Origin of the sequence: Streptomyces sp. NPDC046821 (assembly GCF_040645335.1) — a bacterium.
Lineage (GTDB): Bacteria > Actinomycetota > Actinomycetes > Streptomycetales > Streptomycetaceae > Streptomyces.
The window spans coordinates 150,386-172,351 of record NZ_JBEYYB010000013.1 but is presented as its reverse complement, the minus strand read 5'-3'; the positions used below and the strand labels follow the sequence as shown (position 1 = coordinate 172,351).

18 protein-coding genes are annotated in these 21,966 nt (G+C 70.5%); 3 read left to right on the top strand and 15 right to left on the bottom strand.

Features of this window, described 5'->3' with window-relative positions; translation table 11 throughout:
• Positions 1-115: 115 nt before the first annotated feature.
• The 7 genes from topA to bldG all read right to left on the bottom strand — a co-directional run bounded on the left by topA (position 116) and on the right by bldG (position 10,219).
• Positions 116-2,974 carry a type I DNA topoisomerase gene (gene topA, locus ABZ893_RS26700; RefSeq protein WP_361408091.1) on the bottom strand — a complete coding sequence of 953 codons (2,859 nt, stop codon included), beginning with the start codon at positions 2,972-2,974 and terminating at the stop codon, positions 116-118.
• Positions 2,975-3,236: 262 nt separating this feature from the next.
• Positions 3,237-3,434, bottom strand: a complete 198-nt coding sequence (locus tag ABZ893_RS26695; RefSeq protein ID WP_361408089.1) for a hypothetical protein — start codon at positions 3,432-3,434, stop codon at positions 3,237-3,239.
• A gap of 651 nt (positions 3,435-4,085) precedes the next feature.
• Complete coding sequence (locus tag ABZ893_RS26690; protein WP_361408087.1) at positions 4,086-5,609, bottom strand: methyltransferase; 1,524 nt, start codon at positions 5,607-5,609, stop codon at positions 4,086-4,088.
• 184 nt (positions 5,610-5,793) lie between these two features.
• A complete protein-coding gene (locus ABZ893_RS26685; protein ID WP_361408086.1) occupies positions 5,794-6,384 on the bottom strand; it encodes a small secreted protein in 591 nt (196 codons plus the stop codon).
• A 226-nt stretch (positions 6,385-6,610) separates the two neighbouring features.
• Positions 6,611-9,016, bottom strand: coding sequence for a sodium-translocating pyrophosphatase (locus tag ABZ893_RS26680; protein ID WP_361408084.1), 2,406 nt, complete (start codon positions 9,014-9,016; stop codon positions 6,611-6,613).
• A 332-nt stretch (positions 9,017-9,348) separates the two neighbouring features.
• Positions 9,349-9,777 carry an ATP-binding protein gene (locus tag ABZ893_RS26675; protein ID WP_361408082.1) on the bottom strand — a complete coding sequence of 143 codons (429 nt, stop codon included), beginning with the start codon at positions 9,775-9,777 and terminating at the stop codon, positions 9,349-9,351.
• 100 nt (positions 9,778-9,877) lie between these two features.
• The gene (gene bldG, locus ABZ893_RS26670) at positions 9,878-10,219 is read right to left on the bottom strand and encodes an anti-sigma factor antagonist BldG (RefSeq protein WP_003975386.1); all 342 of its coding nucleotides are present in this window, start codon (positions 10,217-10,219) and stop codon (positions 9,878-9,880) included.
• A 78-nt stretch (positions 10,220-10,297) separates the two neighbouring features.
• On the opposite strand from bldG, the gene ABZ893_RS26665 reads away from it, so the two are divergent.
• On the top strand, positions 10,298-12,763 hold the full coding sequence (locus ABZ893_RS26665; protein ID WP_361408080.1) for a DEAD/DEAH box helicase: 2,466 nt from the start codon (positions 10,298-10,300) through the stop codon (positions 12,761-12,763).
• 110 nt (positions 12,764-12,873) lie between these two features.
• On the opposite strand, the gene ABZ893_RS26660 is transcribed toward ABZ893_RS26665, so the two are convergent.
• The 7 genes from ABZ893_RS26660 to ssd all read right to left on the bottom strand — a co-directional run bounded on the left by ABZ893_RS26660 (position 12,874) and on the right by ssd (position 18,170).
• Positions 12,874-13,275, bottom strand: a complete 402-nt coding sequence (locus ABZ893_RS26660; protein ID WP_361408079.1) for an Rv3654c family TadE-like protein — start codon at positions 13,273-13,275, stop codon at positions 12,874-12,876.
• Positions 13,272-13,652: a TadE family type IV pilus minor pilin gene (locus ABZ893_RS26655; RefSeq protein ID WP_361408078.1), complete on the bottom strand. Its 381-nt coding sequence runs from the start codon at positions 13,650-13,652 to the stop codon at positions 13,272-13,274. Before ABZ893_RS26655 ends, ABZ893_RS26660 begins: the two co-directional genes overlap by 4 nt.
• Entirely contained in the window at positions 13,645-13,857 is a 213-nt protein-coding gene (locus ABZ893_RS26650; protein WP_361408303.1) for a DUF4244 domain-containing protein, read from the bottom strand. The genes ABZ893_RS26655 and ABZ893_RS26650 overlap by 8 nt, the downstream gene beginning before the upstream one ends.
• 93 nt (positions 13,858-13,950) lie before the next feature.
• Positions 13,951-14,736, bottom strand: a complete 786-nt coding sequence (locus ABZ893_RS26645) for a type II secretion system F family protein (protein ID WP_361408076.1) — start codon at positions 14,734-14,736, stop codon at positions 13,951-13,953.
• Positions 14,733-15,608 carry a type II secretion system F family protein gene (locus ABZ893_RS26640; RefSeq protein ID WP_361408300.1) on the bottom strand — a complete coding sequence of 292 codons (876 nt, stop codon included), beginning with the start codon at positions 15,606-15,608 and terminating at the stop codon, positions 14,733-14,735. The genes ABZ893_RS26645 and ABZ893_RS26640 overlap by 4 nt, the downstream gene beginning before the upstream one ends.
• 184 nt (positions 15,609-15,792) lie before the next feature.
• Positions 15,793-16,929, bottom strand: coding sequence for a TadA family conjugal transfer-associated ATPase (locus ABZ893_RS26635; RefSeq protein WP_361408297.1), 1,137 nt, complete (start codon positions 16,927-16,929; stop codon positions 15,793-15,795).
• A gap of 119 nt (positions 16,930-17,048) precedes the next feature.
• Positions 17,049-18,170: a septum site-determining protein Ssd gene (ssd, locus tag ABZ893_RS26630; protein WP_361408074.1), complete on the bottom strand. Its 1,122-nt coding sequence runs from the start codon at positions 18,168-18,170 to the stop codon at positions 17,049-17,051.
• 584 nt (positions 18,171-18,754) lie between these two features.
• On the opposite strand from ssd, the gene ABZ893_RS26625 reads away from it, so the two are divergent.
• Positions 18,755-19,600, top strand: a complete 846-nt coding sequence (locus ABZ893_RS26625; protein WP_361408072.1) for an HAD-IB family hydrolase — start codon at positions 18,755-18,757, stop codon at positions 19,598-19,600.
• Positions 19,601-19,995: 395 nt separating this feature from the next.
• Here the strand turns inward: ABZ893_RS26625 and ABZ893_RS26620 are convergent, their stop codons facing one another.
• A complete protein-coding gene (locus ABZ893_RS26620; protein WP_361408070.1) occupies positions 19,996-20,820 on the bottom strand; it encodes an oxidoreductase in 825 nt (274 codons plus the stop codon).
• 101 nt (positions 20,821-20,921) lie between these two features.
• On the opposite strand from ABZ893_RS26620, the gene ABZ893_RS26615 reads away from it, so the two are divergent.
• A complete protein-coding gene (locus ABZ893_RS26615; protein WP_361408068.1) occupies positions 20,922-21,902 on the top strand; it encodes an ATP-binding protein in 981 nt (326 codons plus the stop codon).
• The last annotated feature ends 64 nt before the right edge of the window (positions 21,903-21,966 follow it).

Genomic DNA, 21,966 nt, shown 5'->3' with positions numbered 1-21,966 from the left:
CATATGAGGGTTATGACACGAAGAAGCCCTACTCATCCGTAGGCTCCTGCTCCTCCGAAGAGGTTTCAGACTCCTACTCCTCCGTAGAGGTGGACCACTTCTCCGTAGAGGTCGACTACTCCTCCGTAGACGCCGACTTAGAAGCCGTCGCCTTCTTGGCAGCCGTAGCCGTCTTCTTCGCCACGGTCGTCTTCTTGGCGGCCGTCGTCTTCTTAGCCGCCGTCGTCTTCGTGGCGGTGGTCTTCTTGGCTGCCGTCTTCTTGGCGGTCGCCTTCTTCGCCGGGGCCTTCTTGACGGCCTTCTTCGCCGTCTTCTTGGCCGGGCCCTTCGCCCGCTTCTCGGCGAGCAGCTCGTAACCGCGCTCGGGCGTGATCTCCTCGACGGAGTCCGACGACCTGAGCGTCGCGTTCGTCTCGCCGTCCGTCACGTACGCGCCGAAGCGGCCGTCCTTGACGACGACGGGCTTCCCGCTGACCGGGTCCTCGCCGAGCTCCTTCAGCGGCGGCTTGGCGGCCGCGCGCCCGCGCTGCTTGGGCTGCGCGTAGATCGCGAGAGCCTCCTCCAGCGTGATGGCGAAGAGCTGGTCCTCGGTCTCCAGGGAGCGCGAGTCGGTGCCCTTCTTGAGGTACGGCCCGTACCGCCCGTTCTGCGCGGTGATCTCGACGCCCTCGGCGTCGGCGCCGACCACGCGCGGCAGGGACATCAGCTTGAGGGCGTCGTCCAGGGTGACCGTGTCGAGGCTCATCGACTTGAAGAGCGACGCCGTCCGCGGCTTGACCGCGTTCTTGCCGGTCTTCGGGGTGCCCTCGGGCAGCACCTCGGTGACGTACGGCCCGTAACGGCCGTCCTTGGCGATGATCTGGTTCCCGGAGACGGGGTCCGCGCCCAGCTCGAAGTCGCCGCTCGGCTTGGCGAGCAGCTCCTCCGCGTACTCGACGGTGAGCTCGTCCGGCGCGAGGTCGTCGGGGACGTCGGCGCGCTGGTGACCCTCGGAGTCCCGCTCGCCGCGCTCGACGTACGGGCCGTAGCGGCCGACGCGCAGGACGATGCCGTCGCCGACGGGGAAGGACGACACCTCGCGGGCGTCGATGGCGCCCAGGTCGGTGACGAGCTCCTTGAGGCCGCCGAGGTGGTCGCCGTCGCCGTTCCCGGCGTCGGCGGCGCCTCCGGAGCCCTCGCCCTCACCGAAGTAGAAACGCTTCAGCCACGGCACGGACTGGGCCTCACCGCGCGCGATGCGGTCGAGGTCGTCCTCCATCTTGGCGGTGAAGTCGTAGTCGACGAGGCGCCCGAAGTGCTTCTCGAGGAGGTTGACCACGGCGAAGGACAGGAAGGACGGCACGAGGGCCGTGCCCTTCTTGAAGACGTAGCCGCGGTCGAGGATCGTGCCGATGATCGACGCGTACGTCGACGGGCGGCCGATCTCGCGCTCTTCGAGCTCCTTGACCAGGCTGGCCTCGGTGTAGCGGGCCGGCGGCTTGGTCGCGTGGCCGTCGACGGTGATCTCCTCGGCGGACAGCGCGTCGCCCTCGGAGACCTGCGGCAGCCGGCGCTCACGGTCGTCGAGCTCGGCGTTCGGGTCGTCCGCGCCCTCGACGTAGGCCTTGAGGAAGCCGTGGAACGTGATCGTCTTGCCGGACGCGGAGAACTCGGCGTTCCGGCCGTCGGCGGCGGTGCCACCGATCTTGACCGTGACGGAGTTACCGGTCGCGTCCTTCATCTGGGAGGCGACGGTCCGCTTCCAGATCAGCTCGTAGAGGCGGAACTGGTCGCCGGTCAGGCCGGTCTCGGCGGGCGTGCGGAAACGATCACCCGAGGGACGGATCGCCTCGTGCGCCTCCTGCGCGTTCTTGACCTTGCCGGCGAACGTGCGCGGCTTCTCGGGCAGGTAGTCGGCCCCGTACAGCTGCGTGACCTGCGCACGGGCGGCCGCGATCGCCGTGTCGGACAGGGTCGTGGAGTCCGTACGCATGTAGGTGATGAAGCCGTTCTCGTACAGCTTCTGGGCCACCTGCATGGTGGCCTTCGCACCGAAGCCGAGCTTGCGGCTCGCCTCCTGCTGCATCGTCGTCGTACGGAACGGGGCGTACGGCGAGCGGCGGTACGGCTTGGACTCGACGGAGCGCACGGAGAACTGCGTGTTCTCCAGGGCGGCGGCGAGCGCTCGGGCGTTCGTCTCGTCCAGAGCCAGCACGTTCGCCGTCTTCAGCTGACCCAGCGAGTCGAAGTCGCGGCCCTGCGCGATGCGCTTGCCGTCGACCGCGCTCAGGCGGGCCACCAGGTTCGACGGGTCGCCGGCGTCGCCGGAGCGGCCCGTTCCGAAGGTGCCGGTCAGGTCCCAGTACTCGGCGGAGCGGAAGGCCATGCGCTCGCGCTCACGCTCGACGACGAGACGGGTGGCCACGGACTGGACACGGCCCGCCGACAGACGCGGCATGACCTTCTTCCATAGGACCGGCGAGACCTCGTACCCGTACAGACGGTCGAGGATGCGGCGGGTCTCCTGGGCGTCGACCATGCGCTTGTTGAGCTCGCGCGGGTTGGCGACGGCGCTGCGGATCGCGTCCTTGGTGATCTCGTGGAAGACCATCCGGTGGACGGGGACCTTGGGCTTCAGGACCTCGAGGAGGTGCCACGCGATGGCTTCGCCCTCGCGGTCCTCATCGGTGGCGAGGAAGAGTTCGTCGGAGTCCTTCAGCAGGTCCTTGAGCTTCTTGACCTGAGCCTTCTTGTCCGCGTTGACCACATAGATCGGCTGGAAGTCGTGTTCGACGTCCACACCGAGGCGGCGCACCTCACCCGTGTACTTCTCGGGCACCTCGGCGGCGCCGCTGGGGAGGTCGCGGATGTGCCCGACGCTCGCTTCGACGACGTAACCCGGGCCGAGGTAGCCCTTGATCGTCTTCGCCTTGGCGGGCGACTCGACGATGACGAGTCGGCGGCCGCCGTGTGCGGTCTCGCTGGTCGGGGACAACTTCGCTCTTCTCTCCGGTCGGCGCTGGGGATCCCCCTCGCCCTCGGGCGTGGGGGTCGGCACTGCGGTACGCGTGCGGTGTCGCTGCGGAGTGTGACGGTACCTCCCGCCCCCGTGTCAAACGGGAAAAGCCCGCAACGGCCACTCGAACGGTAACCCGACTACCGACGTTCCTGCCGCCCGGAGTACCCACAGGGTGTCCGGGGCGCAAGCCGGGCCGGCGCCCGGTTCGCCTTCCAGGATGCTCCCTGTGGGCCGCCGCTCAGAACCGGCCGAAGGACCACACCCCGAGCACCAGGGCCACCACCCCGGCCAGGCCGGTGAGCGCCGCCGATGCGACAGGGTTCACACCGTCGGCGACCGGCTCGCGGCGTGTGACCCGCACCCCGGTCCACAGCAGCAGCCCCGCTCCGAACAGCACGAACACGGTCCCCGCGAAGATCGCCGGTCCGCTCTCCATGGCTTCCCCTCCCCGCTCACGAATCTTCCGGCCGGTGAGGCTGGCACGCGGTGGAGACGCCGGGACGAACCCCGGGTGAACGGGGGCTGTGGGGGGCGGTACGGGGTGCCTGCGGCGGCGGTACGGGGGCCTGCGGGGGCGGTGCGAGAGGGGTGGGGCGTGCGTGGTGGCCCGCGGTACGGAGTTGCCTACAACACAGAGAAACGGAAGCGGATCATTGGTGTGCGGGGCGGGCCGGAGACCGGCGACGGGGACGTCTGCGGGTGAGGAGGCTCGGCGGGCTGCTGGCTGAGCGGCCTCAGGGAATGGGGTCGCGGCGGTCGGGCCGTGGGGGCCGGGTGGGGATTACGGGGATGGGTGGAACCCCGGGTGCGCGGGGCGGAAGCGGAGTCCCGGGTGGGAGCGTGCGGCACTCGGTGCGCGGGGCGTGCGGCACCCCAGGGGCGCGGGGTGTGCGGCACCCGGGGCGCGGGGTGTGCGGCACCCGGGGCGTGGGTCGGGCGAGCGCGCCGGGCGCACCCAGCCGCGCGCCCCTGTGGACCGGCGGGGACGTGGGGCGAGCGCCCAACCCGCGCCCGCCCCACCAAGCCCACGTCCGGTCAGCCCGTGCCCACGCCTACGCCCACGGACCGGCCCGCCCCACCCCGGCCATCAAACCTGAGCCGGCTCCAAGAACCCCTGCTCCACCAGCATCCGGATCTGCGCGGGAGTGCGATCCCGCAGCAGCACCGGATCCTCGCCCACCAGCTGGGCGATCGCGTCCAGGATCCGGCCCGCGCTGAGGCTGCCGTCGCAGACGCCCGCGAACCCGGCGCCGATCGTGTCCACCTTCGTGGCCCGGCGCATCCCGCGGTGCTGGCGCAGCACCACGTGCTCCGGATCCTCTGCGCCCGGCAGCCCGACCTGCTCCTGCACGACCTCACCGGCGAGCTTGAAATGGGCGCCGAGCAGCGCCGCGTCGTCGTGCGTCCGCAGATAGTCGAGTCGCTCGAAGTGCGCCCGCACCGTGTCGCCGAGGGGCTGCTCGACGGAGTGCGGCCACTCCTCGACCGTGATGGACGGCTCGACACCCTCCGGTGCCTTGCGCAGGCTGATCCAGCCGAAGCCGATACCGCGCACCTTCCGCGCCTCGAACTCGTCCAGCCACTCGTCGTAGAGCGCCGCGTACTCCGCCGGGTCCGTGCGGTGGTCCCCGGCGTCCCGCAGCCACAACTCGGCGTACTGCGTGATGTCCTGGACCTCACGCTGCACGATCCAGGCGTCGCACCCGCGCGGCACCCAGGACCGCAGGCGGTCGGTCCACTCCTCTCCCTCGACGTGCTGCCAGTTGGCGAGGAACTGCGCGTACCCGCCCTCGTTCAGTCGTGCCCCCGCCTCCTGAACGAGCGAGCGGCACAGATCGTCCCCGGACATCCCGCCGTCCCGGTAAGTCAGCCGCGCCCCGGGCGAGATGACGAAGGGCGGGTTCGACACGATCAGGTCGTACGTCTGGTCGCCCACGGGCTCGAACAGCGATCCCTCGCGCAGGTCGGCCGCGTACGTGCCGGACAGCGCGAGCGTCAGCGCCGTGAAGTGGAGGGCGCGCGGGTTGAGGTCGGTGGCGACGACGCGCGTGGCGTTCCGGGTGGCGTGCAGGGCCTGGATCCCGGAACCCGTACCGAGGTCGAGAGCGCTCTCCACCGGCGTGCGCACGGTGATGCCCGCCAGCGTCGTGGAGGCGCCGCCGACACCCAGGACGACGCCCTCGGCGCGGTTGCCGATGCCTCCGGCGCCGCCGACGGCGCAGCCGAGGTCGGACACGATGAACCAGTCCTCGCCGTCGGGACCCCCGTAGGGCCGTACGTCGACGGCCGCGGCGACCTCGTCGTCACCGGCCCGCGTCAGCCACCCGCTCTCCAGGCACGCGTCGACGGGCAGAACGGCCGCCACGCGCGCGTGCTCCACGGGCTGCTGGAGCAGGAAGAGGCGGACGAGCGTCTCCAGCGGGGTGTCGCCGCGGGTCGCCCGCAGGGCGGGCACGGTCTCGCTGCGCGCGAGTGCCGCGTAGGCCGGCGCCCCGAGCAGTTCGAGCAGCCCGTCGGCGGTGAACTCGGCCGCCAGCAGGGACTCCCGCAGCAGGGCGGTGACATCGTCTCGGTCGGTGGACGGCAACTTGGACAGACTGGAGCTACTCACGCCCCCATTGTCGCCCCGAACCCCCGGTAGCCCCTCACTTCGGTCGCGCCGCACATACGACGTGCCCCCGGCGCCGGAAAATCCGACGGCACCGGGGGCACGGGGGAACCTCAGAGCCTGCGCTCAGCGTTCAGAAATAACAGCCTTCAGCCTCAGAGACAGTCTGCCTCAGAGACGACAGGCGTCAGTTCTTGGCCGCCGCCGGGGAAGCGGACGCGCTCTTGCAGGTCGGCTGCTTCGCCATCGCCTTGCCGACCTCGCCCTCCTCCAGCTTCTTGAGCGCGTCGCTGCCGCTCTGGCTCAGCTTGTCGAGCTGGGTCGCGATGCCCTTGAGGCCGTCGGCGAACTTCGCCTGGTCCTTCGTGTCGAGCTTGTCGACCTGCTTCTTCAGGTCTGCGTACGACCCCGAGATGTCGTTGAGCTCCTTGACCGCGTCCTTCTGCTTCTTCGCGCCGCCGGAGACCGCCGGGGCCCCGGCCTTGTTCACGGCCGCGCCGATCGCCTTGTAGGCGTCGGACATGTCCTGGAAGGCCTGCGAGTCGGTGCTCTGGACGTCCGCCGGCTTGCTGTTGTCCGAGGTTTCCTTCTGGATCGCGGCGTTGGCGTCCTCGATCTTCTTGGCCTGCGGCTGGACCGCGTCACAGACCGACTTGGCCCACGAGTTCAGCTTCTCGTTGCCGTTGTCGCTGCTGCATCCCGACAGCGCGAGTACCAGTACCGCACCGCCGGACAGTGCGGCTGCGAGCTTCTTGTTCACCGGATTGGTCCCTTCCATGGCTCTCGGCCCCGGAACATACACGCCAAGCGGGCGACAACCGCATGCCGGACGCGCATTAGATCTGCTTTATCGACCTTTTATAGCCATTTGCACCAAGCGAGAGAAGCCTCACTAGAAACTTCACCGAAGGATCACAACGCGCGGGCGGGCGGGCAGCACGTCAATGCGCGCTACCCGCCCGCCCGTTGGGCTCCCGGCCTGCCTCACCGGGTCATGATCACCGTCAGGAGACCACCGCCTGATCCGCCTGCCGCTTCGGCACCTGGTTGGAGTCATCGTCGTCGCCGACGGTGATCCCGCGCCGCTTCGAGACGTAGACCGCCCCGACGATCACGGCGATCGCGAGTACGGCGACCAGGACCCGCACGCCCACGCTGGCGCCCGTCCCGTAGCTGAACTTCACGACCGCGGGCGCGATGAGGAGCGCCACCAGGTTCATGACCTTCAGGAGCGGGTTGATCGCGGGCCCTGCCGTGTCCTTGAACGGGTCGCCGACCGTGTCGCCGATGACCGTCGCGGCGTGCGCCTCGCTGCCCTTGCCGCCGTGATGGCCGTCCTCGACGAGCTTCTTCGCGTTGTCCCACGCGCCACCGGAGTTGGCGAGGAAGACCGCCATGAGCGTGCCGGTGCCGATAGCGCCGGCGAGGAACGACCCGAGCGCGCCGACGCCGAGCGTGAACCCGATCGCGATGGGCGCGAGCACGGCGAGCAGACCCGGCGTGGCGAGCTCGCGCAGCGCGTCCTTCGTACAGATGTCGACGACGCGTCCGTACTCCGGCGTCTCCGAGTAGTCCATGATCCCGGGGTGCTCGCGGAACTGCCGCCTCACCTCGTAGACCACGGCTCCGGCGGACCGCGACACGGCGTTGATCGCGAGTCCGGAGAAGAGGAAGACGACCGCGGCGCCGGCGATCAGCCCGACCAGGTTGTTGGGCTGTGAGATGTCCATGACGAGGCCCAGTGGCCCGCCGTTGCCGACCTTCTCGCCGACGTCGTTGGCGGCGGTGACGATCGCGTCACGGTAGGACCCGAACAGCGCGGAGGCCGCGAGGACGGCCGTCGCGATGGCGATGCCCTTGGTGATGGCCTTGGTCGTGTTGCCCACGGCGTCCAGGTCGGTGAGCACCTGGGCGCCCGAGCCCTCGACGTCGCCGGACATCTCGGCGATGCCCTGCGCGTTGTCGGAGACGGGGCCGAACGTGTCCATGGCGACGATGACGCCGACCGTGGTGAGCAGTCCCGTGCCCGCGAGGGCGACCGCGAACAGCGCCAGCATGATCGACGTGCCGCCGAGCAGGAACGCCCCGTACACGCCGAGCCCGATCAACAGGCCGGTGTAGACGGCCGATTCGAGGCCGATGGAGATACCGGCGAGCACGACGGTCGCGGGGCCGGTGAGCGACGACTTGCCGATGTCGCGGACCGGGCGCCGGGTGGTCTCGGTGAAGTAGCCCGTCAGCTGCTGGATGAGCGCGGCGAGCACGATGCCGATGGCCACGGCGACGAGCGCGAGGATCCGCGGATCGCCGCTCTTCGCCTTGATCGCCGCGTCGGTGACACCGGTGAGTCCGGCGTACGTCCCCGGCAGATAGGCCCAGACCGCGGCTGCCACGAGGACGAGCGAGATGACCGCGGAGATGAAGAATCCGCGGTTGATGGCGCTCATCCCGCTGCGGTCGGCGCGGCGCGGCGCCACGGCGAAGATGCCGATCATGGCCGTGACGACGCCGATCGCGGGAACGATCAGCGGGAACGCGAGTCCGGAGTCGCCGAAGGCCACCTTGCCGAGGATCAGCGCGGCGACCAGCGTGACCGCGTAGGACTCGAAGAGGTCGGCGGCCATGCCGGCGCAGTCGCCGACGTTGTCGCCCACGTTGTCGGCGATGGTCGCGGCATTACGCGGATCGTCCTCCGGAATGCCCTGTTCGACCTTGCCGACCAGGTCGGCGCCGACGTCGGCGGCCTTGGTGAAGATGCCGCCGCCGACACGCATGAACATCGCGATCAGCGCGGCGCCGAGCCCGAATCCTTCGAGCACCTTCGGCGCGGCGGCCGCGTAGACCAGGACGACGCAGGAGGCGCCGAGCAGGCCGAGGCCGACGGTGAACATCCCGACGACGCCGCCCGTTCGGAATGCGATCTTCATGGCTTTGTGCGAGACGTCGGTGAGATCCTTTTCCGGCTCGCCCTCCGCCGGAGTGGCTTCTCTGGCCGCGGCGGCGACGCGCACATTACTGCGCACCGCGAGCCACATTCCGATATAGCCGGTGGTAGCCGAGAACACCGCGCCGATCAAGAAGAAGATCGAACGGCCGGCGCGCTGAGTCCAATCGTCGGCGGGCAGCAGCATGAGCAGGAAGAACACCACGACGGCGAATACCGCGAGGGTCCGCAACTGCCGCCCGAGATACGCTTTCGCGCCTTCCTGGACCGCTGCCGCGATCTTCTTCATGCTGTCGGTGCCCTCGCCCGCCGCGAGCACCTGCCGTACGAGCACTGCGGCCACCGCCAGGGCGGCGAGTGCGACGATCGCGATCACCACGACGATGAGCCGGTTGTCATCCGTCAGTACCGCGGCGGCGAAGGTTGAGGGGTGGTCGAACCTTTGAGGGGTAGAAAGCCCCGCCATTCGTCCTCCTTGACGCTTGGGCTGAGCTCAAGATGTGGACGGATTGTAGGGAGCGGCGCGTGATCAAAACAGTGCGCGAGAAACGGAATTTCCCATCCGTTACTACCCGACCAATGATCGTCCAACACAATGGGCACACAAAAGCTGGTAATGCCCTGAACGCATTGAGGCGTGATCCATTATTGATCGGTGATCTAGGGAACGCAAAAGAGGCCCTGCTCACCGAGGTGAGGACAGGGCCCGGAACAGAAAACGATCACGCAGGAGACACGGCCGGAAAGTACCCGGACGGATGGATCAGGGGCGCCAGGTGGACGCGGGGCGTCAGCGGATCAGGACGGGAGCGTCGCCGGCGTGGTCGGCCACGTCATCCGAATGAGACCACCGGACTCGTCCGCAGTGACCTCGACGTCGTCCACGAGGCCGCTGATGACGGCGAGACCCATGTCGTCCTCGCCCTCCGCATCCGGATCTGCGGGTGCGCCGGACGCCTGGCCGGTGGGGTGGCTGCGCGGAGCCTCGTCCCCGACCTCGATCGAGAACTGCTTCTCCTCCTCGGTGAGGAGAACCCGAACGGGTGCCGTGATTCCGCTGCTCTGGTGAAGACCGACGGCCCGGCTGCAGGCCTCGCCGACGGCGAGCCGCACCTCGTCGAGCACGGCTTCGTCCACTCCGGCCCTGCGCGCCACCGCGGCCGCCACCAGTCGGGCGGTACGGACGTGCTCGGGCTGCGCACTGAATCGGAGTTCGACGGTGGCCATGCATCCCCCTCGGATGTACGGACGTGATCTTGAAGGGACCGGGCCAACGGCCCGGCCCCCACTTCCGCTCAGACACCGGCCGCTGTGGGCCGGTGACGGATCAGTCGGTCGCCGCTACGGCTTCCTCGACCGAGGTGTGGATGGGGAACACCTTGGTCAGGCCGGTGATACGGAAGATCTTGAGAATGCGCTCCTGGTTGCAGACCAGGCGCAGCGAGCCCTCATGGGCGCGCACACGCTTCAGTCCGCCCACCAGCACGCCGAGCCCGGTGGAGTCGAGGAAGTCGACTCCCTCCATGTCGACGACAAGGTGGAAGCTGCCGTCATTCACCAGCTCGACCAGCTGCTCACGCAGCTTGGGCGCGGTATACACATCGATTTCGCCACCGACCTCGACGACCGTACGATCGCCGACGGTACGGGTCGACAGGGACAGGTCCACGGATCCTCCAGCACCTTGCTATCGAGCGGTCGTCCCTCGGGACACCTCGGCAGCCCCCGGGACGGTTCGCCAGCCGCGATGGCATTCAATCACTTACCGGCAGGCGTGCACGACGCCTTAGGAGCATTGTCCGTCACGCCAGTGACACACTCGGTGCCGATGGCCAAGAATCACCGCCCTGGACAACCCTCCGCGGACACCGCTTCCCGCCCCTCTCCGGGGGCGATTCTCGACCGGCTCGCCTCGGGCCCGAGCCGGTCCTCGCGCATCACTCATACGGAGCACTTGCCCCCGCGAGAGGGTCGTCATGCCGTCTGGCCCGACCGCATCCGCTCCGAGGTCATCGCCGCCGTGCAGTCGGCCGGAATCGAGCACCCCTGGGCCCACCAGGCACTCGCGGCCGAGCACGCGCTGGACGGCGAGTCGGTCGTCGTCGCCACCGGAACGGCCTCCGGAAAGTCCCTCGCGTACCTCGTCCCGGTCCTCTCGCGGCTCCTCGACGGCTCCGAGGCACCGAACGGCCGGGGCGCCACCGCGCTCTACCTCGCGCCGACGAAAGCCCTGGCCGCGGACCAGCGCCGATCGGTGAAGGAACTTTCACAACCGCTGGGCAACGCCGTCCGCCCGGCGGTCTACGACGGCGACACTCCCGTCGAGGAACGCGAATGGGTGCGCCAGTACGCCAACTACGTCCTGACCAACCCGGACATGCTCCATCGCGGGATATTGCCCTCCCACCCCCGCTGGTCCTCCTTCCTCAAAGCTCTCAAGTACGTCGTCATCGACGAGTGCCACACCTACCGCGGTGTCTTCGGCTCGCACGTCGCCCAGGTCCTGCGCCGGCTGCGGCGACTTTGCGCCCGCTACGGCTCTGAGCCCGTGTTCCTGCTGGCGTCCGCCACCGCCGCGGACCCGGCCGTCGCCGCCCAGCGGCTCACCGGCCTCCCGGTCGTCGAGATCGCCGACGACGCCTCTCCCCGCGGCGAGGTCGTCTTCGCCCTCTGGGAACCCCCTCTCACCGATCTCCACGGCGAGAAGGGCGCCCCTGTCCGCCGTACTGCCACCGCCGAGACGGCGGATCTGCTCACCGACCTGACCGTGCAGGGCGTGCGCTCCGTGGCCTTCGTCCGCTCCCGGCGCGGCGCGGAGCTGATCTCCGTGATCGCCCAGGAACGCCTCGCCGAGGTCGACCGCTCCCTCGCCCGCCGTGTCGCCGCGTATCGCGGCGGCTACCTGCCCGAGGAACGCCGCGCCCTGGAGCGCGCTCTTCACTCCGGCGAACTTCTCGGCCTCGCCGCCACCACCGCCCTCGAACTCGGCATCGACGTGTCCGGGCTGGACGCCGTCGTCATCTCCGGCTACCCGGGCACCCGGGCGTCGCTGTGGCAGCAGGCAGGCCGCGCGGGACGGTCCGGCCAGGGCGCGCTCGCCGTCCTCGTCGCCCGCGACGACCCGCTGGACACGTTCCTCGTCCACCACCCCGAAGCGCTCTTCGACCAGCCCGTGGAGTCCACGGTCCTGGACCCCGACAACCCGTACGTCCTCGCCCCCCATCTGTGCGCGGCCGCCGCCGAACTCCCTCTCACCGACGACGACCTCCCTCTCTTCGGCCCGACGACCGCCGAGCTGCTCCCCCAGCTGGAGGCGGCGAAGCTGCTGCGCCGCCGCACCAAGGCCTGGCACTGGACCCGCCGCGAACGCGCCGCCGACCTGACGGACATCCGCGGGGGCGGCGGCAACCCCGTGCAGATCGTCGAGGCGGGGACGGGCCGCCTCCTCGGAACCGTGGACGCCGGTTCGGCGCACACCGCCGTCCACGACGGCGCGGTCCACCTCCACCAGGGCCGCACGTATCTCGTGAAGCACCTGGACCTGGAGGACTCGGTCGCCCTCGTCGAGGAGGCCAACCCGACCTACTCGACGACCGCCCGCGACACCACCGCCATCTCCGTCCTGGAGACGGACATCGAAGTCCCTTGGGGCGACGGCCGGTTGTGCTACGGCTCCGTCGAGGTCACCAACCAGGTCGTCTCCTTCCTACGTCGTCGCCTCATCACCGGCGAGGTCCTGGGCGAGACCAAACTCGACCTCCCGCCCCGCACACTCCGCACCCGCGCCGTGTGGTGGACCGTCACGGAGGACCAGCTCGACGCGGCCCGCGTGAACCCGGAGATCCTCGGCGGCGCCCTGCACGCCGCCGAGCACGCCTCCATCGGCATGTTGCCGCTGTTCGCGACCTGCGACCGCTGGGACATCGGCGGCGTCTCCGTCCCGCTCCACCCGGACACCCTGCTGCCCACGGTCTTCGTGTACGACGGCCACCCGGGTGGGGCGGGCTTCGCGGAACGCGCGTTCCACACGGCCCGCGAGTGGCTCACCGCCACCCTCGAAGCGATCGCCTCCTGCGAGTGCGAGTCCGGCTGCCCGTCCTGCATCCAGTCCCCCAAGTGCGGCAACGGCAACGATCCACTCCATAAGCGGGGGGCGATTCGGCTGCTGAAGGTGCTCCTCAGGGATGCGGCGGCTGGGCCGGGGACGGCTTGAGCAGCCGGCTGACTCCGGGGGGCGGGTGGCGGTCGCGGGTACGTCGGAGTGGGCGCGACGCCTGACGTACCCGGTCCCACCTGAGCGACTGGCGGCGCCCTCACCGCTCCCTATCCGCTACTCCCCACATGCCCCGCCGGCCCCCTCGGAACCCCCGGCGCCACCGGCCCCGCAGGGCCCGCTCGGGCTCTGACCTCCGTACTCAGCGGAGCTGACCCCGCCGCCGCGGTCACATCCGACACCTCCCCGTACACCGCGCACCGCACGAGTCGCGTCTCCTGCGCTGCCGCCACCCTCGCTGCGTGGGCGCAGGCCACCTTCCCTCCCTCCATCCAGTGGTCGGCGGCCGCGAGAGCCGCCAGGTCCGCCGCCCCGCCCGCCCGATGCCGTACGACGACGGCCTGCCCCATGGCCAGTACGCATCCGAAGACCAGCCCCAACGCGGTCATCGCCATCACGGACCACACCGTCGCGGAACCTCGGTCCCCGGCGCCCTTCCGTCGCCACCTCATGAATCCCCCACCGCCGTGCCCACCGTCTCCTCCGCCAGCGCCACGGCATCGGCGCGCAGGCTTACGTTCAGGACCCCCGGGCCCGGCGCCGCCGCCTCGACCGCGACCCGGACCAGGTCGCCCTCCCGGCTCACGGCCACCTTCGCGCCGCGCGGCGCGACCCTCTTCGCCGAGGCCACTGCCGCCCCTTCAGGGTCCTGACGGGCGATCGACCTGGCGCCGGCCCTGGCCGCGTCCACGCACTGGATCTGCGCGGACGCCGCCATCAGGGCCCAGACCAGCGCCACGGTGAAGGTCACGAGCACCGGCAACACCACAGCCGCCTCCGCCGTCACGAACCCCCGGTCACCGCCCCGACGTGGGCCGCCCCTACCCATTGAGCGCCCGCTCGACAATTCCCTGCAGGGCCGTCTGCACCTCACCGCTGGTCAGCACCTTCAGCAACAGCCCGGCGAATCCGACCGCCGCGATAAGCCCCATCGCGTACTCCGACGTGACCATCCCCGCGTCCCGCCTCGCCGCACCCGTCCGACGTACCCGGCGCACCCACATCCCGGCACGCGCCCGCATCACTCCGTACATCTCAACCCCCATGACTTTCCTCTGCGTTCCTCTGAAGTTCCTCACCGAAGACGTCCACCGACGTCCACCACATCGAGCCGCCCCCGCGGCCGCTCATCGACCTCCCAACAGCCCGCCGGCCACCCCGATCACCACCGGCAGCACTCCGATGGCCACGAACGCGGGCAGGAAGCACAGCCCCACGGGCGCCGTGATGAGTACGGCCGCCCGGCGCGCCACGGCGGCGGTGGCCCGCCCGCGCTCGGCCCTGGACTCCGCGGCCAGCCGCGCCACCGGTTCTGCGGCAGGGGCTCCCGAATCGCCGGCCCGCTCCAGGAGTCCGGCCAACGGGCCCGCCCCCGGAATCGAAGCCAACTGCCGCCACGCCGCACGCGGTTCACCGCCGAGCCGCACGTGGGCAGCGCCTCTCGCCAACACCTCCCCGACCGGTCCGCCCAACGACTCCCCCACCGCCCTCGCCGCCCTCACGGGATCGGCCCCGGCGGCGATGCACGCGGCCAGAAGGTCGGCCGCCAAGGGAAGTTGCCGCCGTGCCCGCGCCCGTGCGGCTTCCTCCGACGACGCCTCGGCCGCGGTCGTACGAACCCTGCGGCGCCACCGCCACACCACACACCCGGCAACAACCCCCACCAGCAGTCCGGCCACCCCACCCACCAGCACATATCCGGCACACAACGCCCCCGCCACGGGTCCCCACCGTGTAACGGCGACCCGCACCTCCACGCCACGCCGAACCGGGTTCGCCGCCTCCTCCTCCAGCACGGCCCTGATCCGCCGCAGCAACGCTCGTTCCCTGCGCCGCACCGCGACCTCGTGCGCGACCCATCCCGAGGCCGCCACGACACACAGCACGACCCCCAGCCTGTGGACAACACTCACCGCTCCTCCGCTCCCCGTACGATCCGCAGCGCCCACCAGAGCCCCGCTCCCTCCAACAACCCGCCCACCAGCAGGCACCCGAACCCCGCGCCGGTGTGCAGCAGCACCCTCAGCGGCTCGGCCCCCAGCGCACTGCCCAGCAACAGCCCCAGGACCGGTAGCCCCGCGAGCATCACCGCGGTCGACCGTGAGCCCGCCAACTGCGCCTGCAAATCGGCCTTCTGGTCCCGCTCGGCCCGTAGCGCGTCAGCGAGACGTTCAAGCCCCGCCGCGAGCCCAGCGCCACGGTCGACCGCAACCTGCCAGCACGCCGCGAGCCCCAGCAGCCCCTCGGCCCCGGGCTCCCGAGCCGCGTCGCGCAACGCCCCCGGCACATCCCCGCCGAACCGGGCAGCAGCGACCACCGCCCCGCCACCAGCACCGGAGCCGGCGTCGCCCGATCTCGCCTCCCGCTCCTCACGAACCGCCGCGATCAGCGCCTCCCCCGGCTGCCGCCCCGCCCGCACCTCCCCCGCCAGCACTCCGCACAGGGAGATCACGGCGTCGGCCCGGCGCTCCCGCACCCGCCGCGCTTCCCTCCCCCGCCTCGCCCGCGCAGCCAGCGGTATCCCGGCCACCCCCGCCGCCAGCGGCACCACGGATGCCCCGAGAACTGCGAGCACGGCCCCCACAACCGGCACCCACCACTCCCACCGGTCCCGCAACCGCCCCCGAACCAGCCTCCACACCGACGCACCCCACGGCGCCCCGCCGGTCAACCCCAGCAACTCCCGAGCCCGCCGCACCTCCCGCCCATGACCACGACCGGCAACCCAAGCCGCAGCCCCGACACACACCAGAGCCGCACTCCCCGGCCACACTCCAACCCCCACAGGCCCCTCCACGAAAACCGTCACGCCGCCCTCTCCCCCATCCACAACCAGCCCTCGCCACACCCGTAACGAGCCCCGTCACACACCCCACCCATCGCACCTGCGACTCCCGCCCCCGCTCCCTCGACAACCACTCACCAGCCCCTTCAGCCCCACCACCACACCGCCGCCCCGGGAGCCCGCCCTAGCCCCCGTCCCCCAACAACCCCCGCAGCCGTCCCCACCCCCTCTCCCGCACGAACTCCCCTTCGCCCCACCGCAACGCAGGCACCGTGACCACCCACCCGGCCGCGTCCCGCTCCAAGACATGAACCTCGGCGATCCGGCGCCGCCCCCTCCGGTCCCGCACGAGATGCAGCACCACCGACAGAGCCGCCGCCAACTGGCTGTGCAGAGCGCCTCGATCCAGCCCCGCTGCCGTCCCGAGCGCCTCCAGACGGGCCGGCACGTCATGCGCCGCGTTCGCGTGAAGCGTCCCGGATCCGCCTTCATGGCCCGTGTTGAGAGCGGCGAGAAGCGACACGACCTCCGGCCCCCGCACCTCACCGACCACCAGCCGGTCCGGCCGCATACGGAGCGCCTGCCGCACCAGGTCGTCCAGGCCGACCAGACCCGCCCCTTCCTGGTTGGCAGGCCGTGCCTCGAGCCGGACCACGTGCGGGTGGTCGGGGCGCAGTTCGGCGGAGTCCTCGGCCAGCACCACCCGTTCCGTCGGCCCCACCAGGCCCAGCAGCGCGCTCAGAAGCGTCGTCTTCCCGGACCCCGTACCACCGCTGATCAGGAAGGACAGCCGGGCGTCGAGCAGCGCCCGAAGCACCCGGTCCCCGCCGGGCGGCACCGTGCCGGCCGCCACCAGCTCCTCCAGCGTGAAGGCGCGGGGCCGGACCACCCGGAGCGACAGACAGGCGCAGCCGACGGCGACCGGCGGCAGAACGGCGTGCAGCCTGGTCCCGTCCGGAAGGCGGGCGTCCACCCAGGGCCTCGCGTCGTCGAGGCGCCGCCCCGCCACCGCCGCGAGCCGCTGAGCGAGCCTCCGCACCGACGCGGCGTTCTCGAACGACACGCCCGTCAGCTCCAGGCCGCCGCCCCGGTCGACCCACACCCGGTCGGGCGCGGACACCAGCACATCGCTCACGGAAGGGTCGGCGAGGAGCGGTTCGAGCGGGCCCGTGCCCACGAGTTCGGAGCGCAACTGGCCTGCCGCGCCGAGCACTTCGGCGTCCCCGAGGAGCCTGCCCTGGGCCCTGAGCGCTTCCGCGACCCGCGCGGGCGTCGCCTCCGCGCCGTTCTCCGCGAGCCACTGCCGCACCCCGTCCAACATGCGCGCACCCACGACCCCGGTCCGCCGCCGCCCGTCCTCACCCACGACCCCGGTCCGCCGTCGGCCGTCCTCACCCATGACACCCAGCCCCGTACCGGACATACCGGACGTACCGGAACTCATGCGCCACCCCCGTCCGCCGCCACAACCGGAACCCGCTCCCAGAAGGCAGAGCAGAACCGTGCGAGGGGCCCGCGCGTCGCACCGCCCGGCGGCGGTCCGCCGTCATACGGCGACGGCAGAGCGCGGTCGGCCGGCAGCTCACCGGCGAGCGGGAGCCCGAGAAGCCGCGCGACCTCCTCCGGTTCCAGCGCGGGGGACGCACCTGCGCGCGAGGGACCGACCACGACGCGCAGGTCACGCAGCACCATCCCCGCTCCGGAGGCGACCCGTTTCGCCGCCGCGACGGCCCTCAGTTCGGGCGGCACCACGAGAAGCCCCAGATCCAGCTGGGCCAGTGCCTCGGCCGCTCCCTCGTCGACCCGGCGCGGCAGGTCCACGACGACCGCCCCGCCTCGCCGGCGCGCCGCGGCCAGCACGGCCCGTACCGCTTCCGGAGGCACTGCCACCGTGTCGCCCCGGTCCCAGCTCAGTACCCGCAGCGAGTGCAGCTCGGGCAGCGACTCCTCCAGCGCGCCGCCCGCGACCCGCCCCCGCGACTCGGCGAAGGCGGGCCACCGCATCCCTTCTGCCGCCTCCCCGCCGAGCAGCACGTCGAGCCCGCCGCCGAGCGGATCCGCGTCGACCAAGAGGGTTCGCCGCCCGCTCTTCGCCGAGGTCACGGCGAGCGCGCAGGCCAAGGTGGATGCCCCGGCGCCGCCGCGTCCGCCGATCACCCCGACGGTCAGCGCGGGCCGCCCCACGCCTTCGGCCACGTCAGCGATCCGGTCCATCAGCCACTGCTCGCCGTCCGGCAGCATCAGCACATGGTCGGCGCCGATCTCGACGGCCCGCTGCCACACCCCCGAATCGTCCTGGTCACGGCCGACCAGAACGACGCCACGCCGCCGCGCGACGCCTCGTACCCGTTCGACCGCGTCGTCCCCGACGAGCACGAGGGGCGCCGACTCCCATGTCCCTCTGCCCTCCGGGACCCCGTGATGGACCTCGGGCCGGGCGCCCGCCGCGGCGCACAGCCGCAGCAGGTCGTCCAGCAGATCCACGTCCTCGGTCACGATCAGCGGTGTCCGCCGCCGCCCTTCGGCGACCGGCGCCCGGTCGCATGTGATGGCTCCCGCCACGATCTCCGCCCCCTCTGTCGCTGCACGCTCGCGGCCGCCTTCCGGCATACGGAACCGGTCATGAACGCCGGTTCCGACTTCGCGAGTGGAATCACCGTGCAGCGATCCCGGAAATCATGTGGATCTTGGTCAATAACTGTGGACAAGGGAGCGCCTGTGAATATCCCCATCACCCATACCGGTGACAACTCTTAGAGCAACTCCCGTGCCAACTACGGACATCTACGGCGGAATCTCTCGCCCCATCTCTGACGCCCGTTCAGCCACTTACGGTCGCCATCCACAGAGCAGCTCGACAGCTACGCACAGTGACGAAAATGGGTTGGGAGGCTCCACGCGCTGGGCGACGCCGAGCGGGGCGACAGCAGGGCCGGAAACGCAAAAGTCCGGACCCGAAGTGGGTCCGGACATGCGACGACCCCCGCCGGGGGGGAGAGCGGGGGTCGTCCCCACGGTCCGACTCGGGGGGGGAGGAGCCAGACCGGGTTAGCACGGTCGCGAACGATCCGTGACTTCCATGGTGTACCCGAGAGCCTTCTCAGGCAAACCCACGCGCCACACCTTACGCCGAATGGTGGGCGCCTATGCTCGGGCTCGTGGAAAACCCCTCCTTGCCGCACTCGATGCCCCGCACAGCCGCCTTCTTTGACCTGGACAAGACGGTCATTGCGAAGTCGAGCACGCTCACCTTCAGCAAGTCGTTCTACCAAGGCGGGCTGATCAACCGCAGGGCCGTACTACGGACCGCGTACGCGCAGTTCGTCTTCCTCGTAGGAGGCGCCGACCACGATCAGATGGAACGGATGCGCGAGTATCTGTCGGCACTCTGCCGTGGCTGGAACGTGCAGCAGGTGAAGGAGATCGTCGCCGAGACACTCCACGACCTGATCGACCCGATCATCTACGACGAGGCGGCCTCGCTCATCGAGGAGCACCACACCGCCGGACGCGACGTCGTGATCGTGTCCACGTCCGGCGCGGAGGTCGTCGAGCCGATCGGCGAACTGCTCGGCGCGGACCGCGTGGTGGCGACCCGCATGGTCGTCGGCGAAGACGGCTGCTTCACAGGTGAGGTGGAGTATTACGCGTACGGGCCGACCAAGGCGGAGGCGGTCCAGGAGCTCGCGAAGTCCGAGGGGTACGACCTGTCGCGCTGCTACGCGTACAGCGACTCGGCGACCGATGTGCCGATGCTGGAGGCGGTCGGACACCCACACGCCGTCAATCCGGACCGCGCGCTGCGCCGCGAGGCGATCGCGCGGGAGTGGCCGATTCTCGACTTCCACCGGCCCGTCCGGCTCAAGCAGCGGCTGCCCGCACTCTCCGCGCCGTCGCGGCCGGCTCTCGTCGCGGCCGCAGCCGTCGGCGCCGCGGCGGCCACCGCGGGCCTCGTCTGGTACGCGAGCCGCCGGCGCCCAACGGTGGGCTGAGCGTCCCCCTTTCGTAACCCACCGACCGACCGTCCGTTTGGCCCTAATTGAACCTAAAAGTAAAGAAGTGAGGCCAGGGGTTTCGCTTCTTCCGCGCCTGGAGTACAAATAAGGCAACGGCCCGCGAGACCAAGGACATCCGAGAGGATCACCTTTAAACGCAACCAAGGCCCCACGGACCGAAGCATGAACACCAGGCACCCACGCGACGTCGACCCGTCGATTACGGGCCAGCCGCACCAGGCCACGGGCTAAGTTCCCGACCTGATGGGCAAATATCGAGGACGCTTGGTAACCAGGTGGACATGCCAGCGGCGGTACGAAAGATTCGTACCGCCGCAACCCTTTTCCGGGGTAATTCAGGAACTTTCCAAGGCGCTTGGACGTTCAGACTCTTACGCGGCGCCGCGCTGGAGCGCTTCACACACCGCTGTCGACTCCCTGACGCCGAGTTCCACTGACCGCCCGCAGTGCGCGATCCACGCGGCCACCCCTTCCGGAGTGCCGGACACATAGCCGTCGAGCGCCGCCAGATACTCCGCGCGCCCCTGCTCAGCGTGCCCCACCTCGGCCGGACAGATCGACTTGGGGTCGAGTCCGCTGCCCACGAGCACGATGCGCTCGGCCGCGCGCGCGACCAGCCCGTTGTGCGAGACGAAGGACCGCAGCGCGAGCAGTTCACCGTGCACGATCGCGGCGGTGACCAGGGCCGGGGCCGAGCTGCCCGCGATGATCAGCTCCGCGAGGCCATCGAGCCTGCCCGCGACTTCTTTCGCGTCCGGCAGCGGCAGTTCGATCAGCGGCTCGTTCACCGACTCGCCGGCCTGACGGGGCCGACCCACCGTGTCGCCGTCGTCGGCGGCTGCCACCAGGTGCAGGCGCGCCAGCACCCGCAGCGGGGACTGCCGCCAAATAGAAAGGAGTTGGCCCGCCTCGGCCGTCAGCCGCAGCGCGCCGCCGACCGTGCGCGCCTCCTCGTCACCGCCCGCACCACTGAAGTCGGAACGCCTGCGCACCTCTTCGAGCGGCCAGTCGGCGCCGGACAATGCGGCACTGCCGCGCGCGCCACGCAGCGCGGCCTCAGAAGTGACCGCGTTGCTGCGACGCCGCATGACCCGGTGGCCGTAGACCCGGTCCACGGCCTTGCGCACGGAATCCACGGATTCGGCCACGCCCGGAAGGGCCCCGAGAGCGGCGAGAGGGTCGGCTGTCGTACTCATGAGTACGACACTACGCAGTCCAGCGGCCGCATCCACGAAGGAGTGGTCTTCTTCACGCTTCCCGGACACGAACAGCGATGACATGACTACTCTTGGTGAATATGAAGATCGCTTTCGTGGGGAAGGGCGGCAGCGGGAAGACCACGCTGTCCTCGCTCTTCGTCCGCCACCTCGCCAGCCTGGGCGCCCCGGTCATCGCCGTCGACGCCGACATCAACCAGCACCTGGGGCCCGCCCTCGGTCTCGACGACGACCAGGCGGCCGAGCTGCCCGCCATGGGCGCACGCCTCCCGCTCATCAAGGACTACCTGCGCGGCTCGAACCCGCGGATCACCTCCGCGGACACGATGATCAAGACGACCCCGCCGGGCGAGGGCTCCCGCCTGCTCCGGGTGCGCGAGAACAATCCGGTCTACGACGCGTGTGCCCGAGCCGTGGAACTCGACGGCGGTGCCGTGCGTTTGATGGTCACGGGCCCGTTCACCGAAGCCGACCTCGGTGTCTCCTGCTACCACTCCAAGACCGGAGCGGTGGAGCTGTGCCTGAACCACCTCGTCGACGGCCGCGACGAGTACGTGGTCGTCGACATGACCGCGGGTTCGGACTCCTTCGCCTCCGGCATGTTCACCCGCTTCGACATGACGTTCCTCGTCGCCGAGCCGACACGTAAGGGGGTCTCCGTCTATCGCCAATACAAGGAGTACGCACGGGACTTCGGCGTCACGCTGAAGGTCGTGGGGAACAAGGTGCAGGGCCAGGACGACCTCGACTTCCTCCGCGCGGAGGTGGGGGACGACCTGCTCGTCACCTTCGGACAGTCCGACTGGGTACGCGCCATGGAGAAGGGCCGCCCGCCCCGGTTCGACCTCCTGGAGGAGCCCAACTCGGCCGCCCTGCGCACGCTGCGGTCCACCGCGGACGCGGCGTACGCAGTGCGCGACTGGGAGCGGTACACCCAGCAGATGGTCCACTTCCACCTGAAGAACGCGCAGAGTTGGGGCAACGCGAAGACGGGCGCCGACCTGGCTGCCCAGGTCGACCCCACGTTCGTCCTCCGGGAGAGCGTGGCCGCACCGGCGTGATCACTCCGGTGCGGCCTGCCGGGCGCAGGCCGACCCCGACCCGGCCGCACCCGGCAAGTTCAAC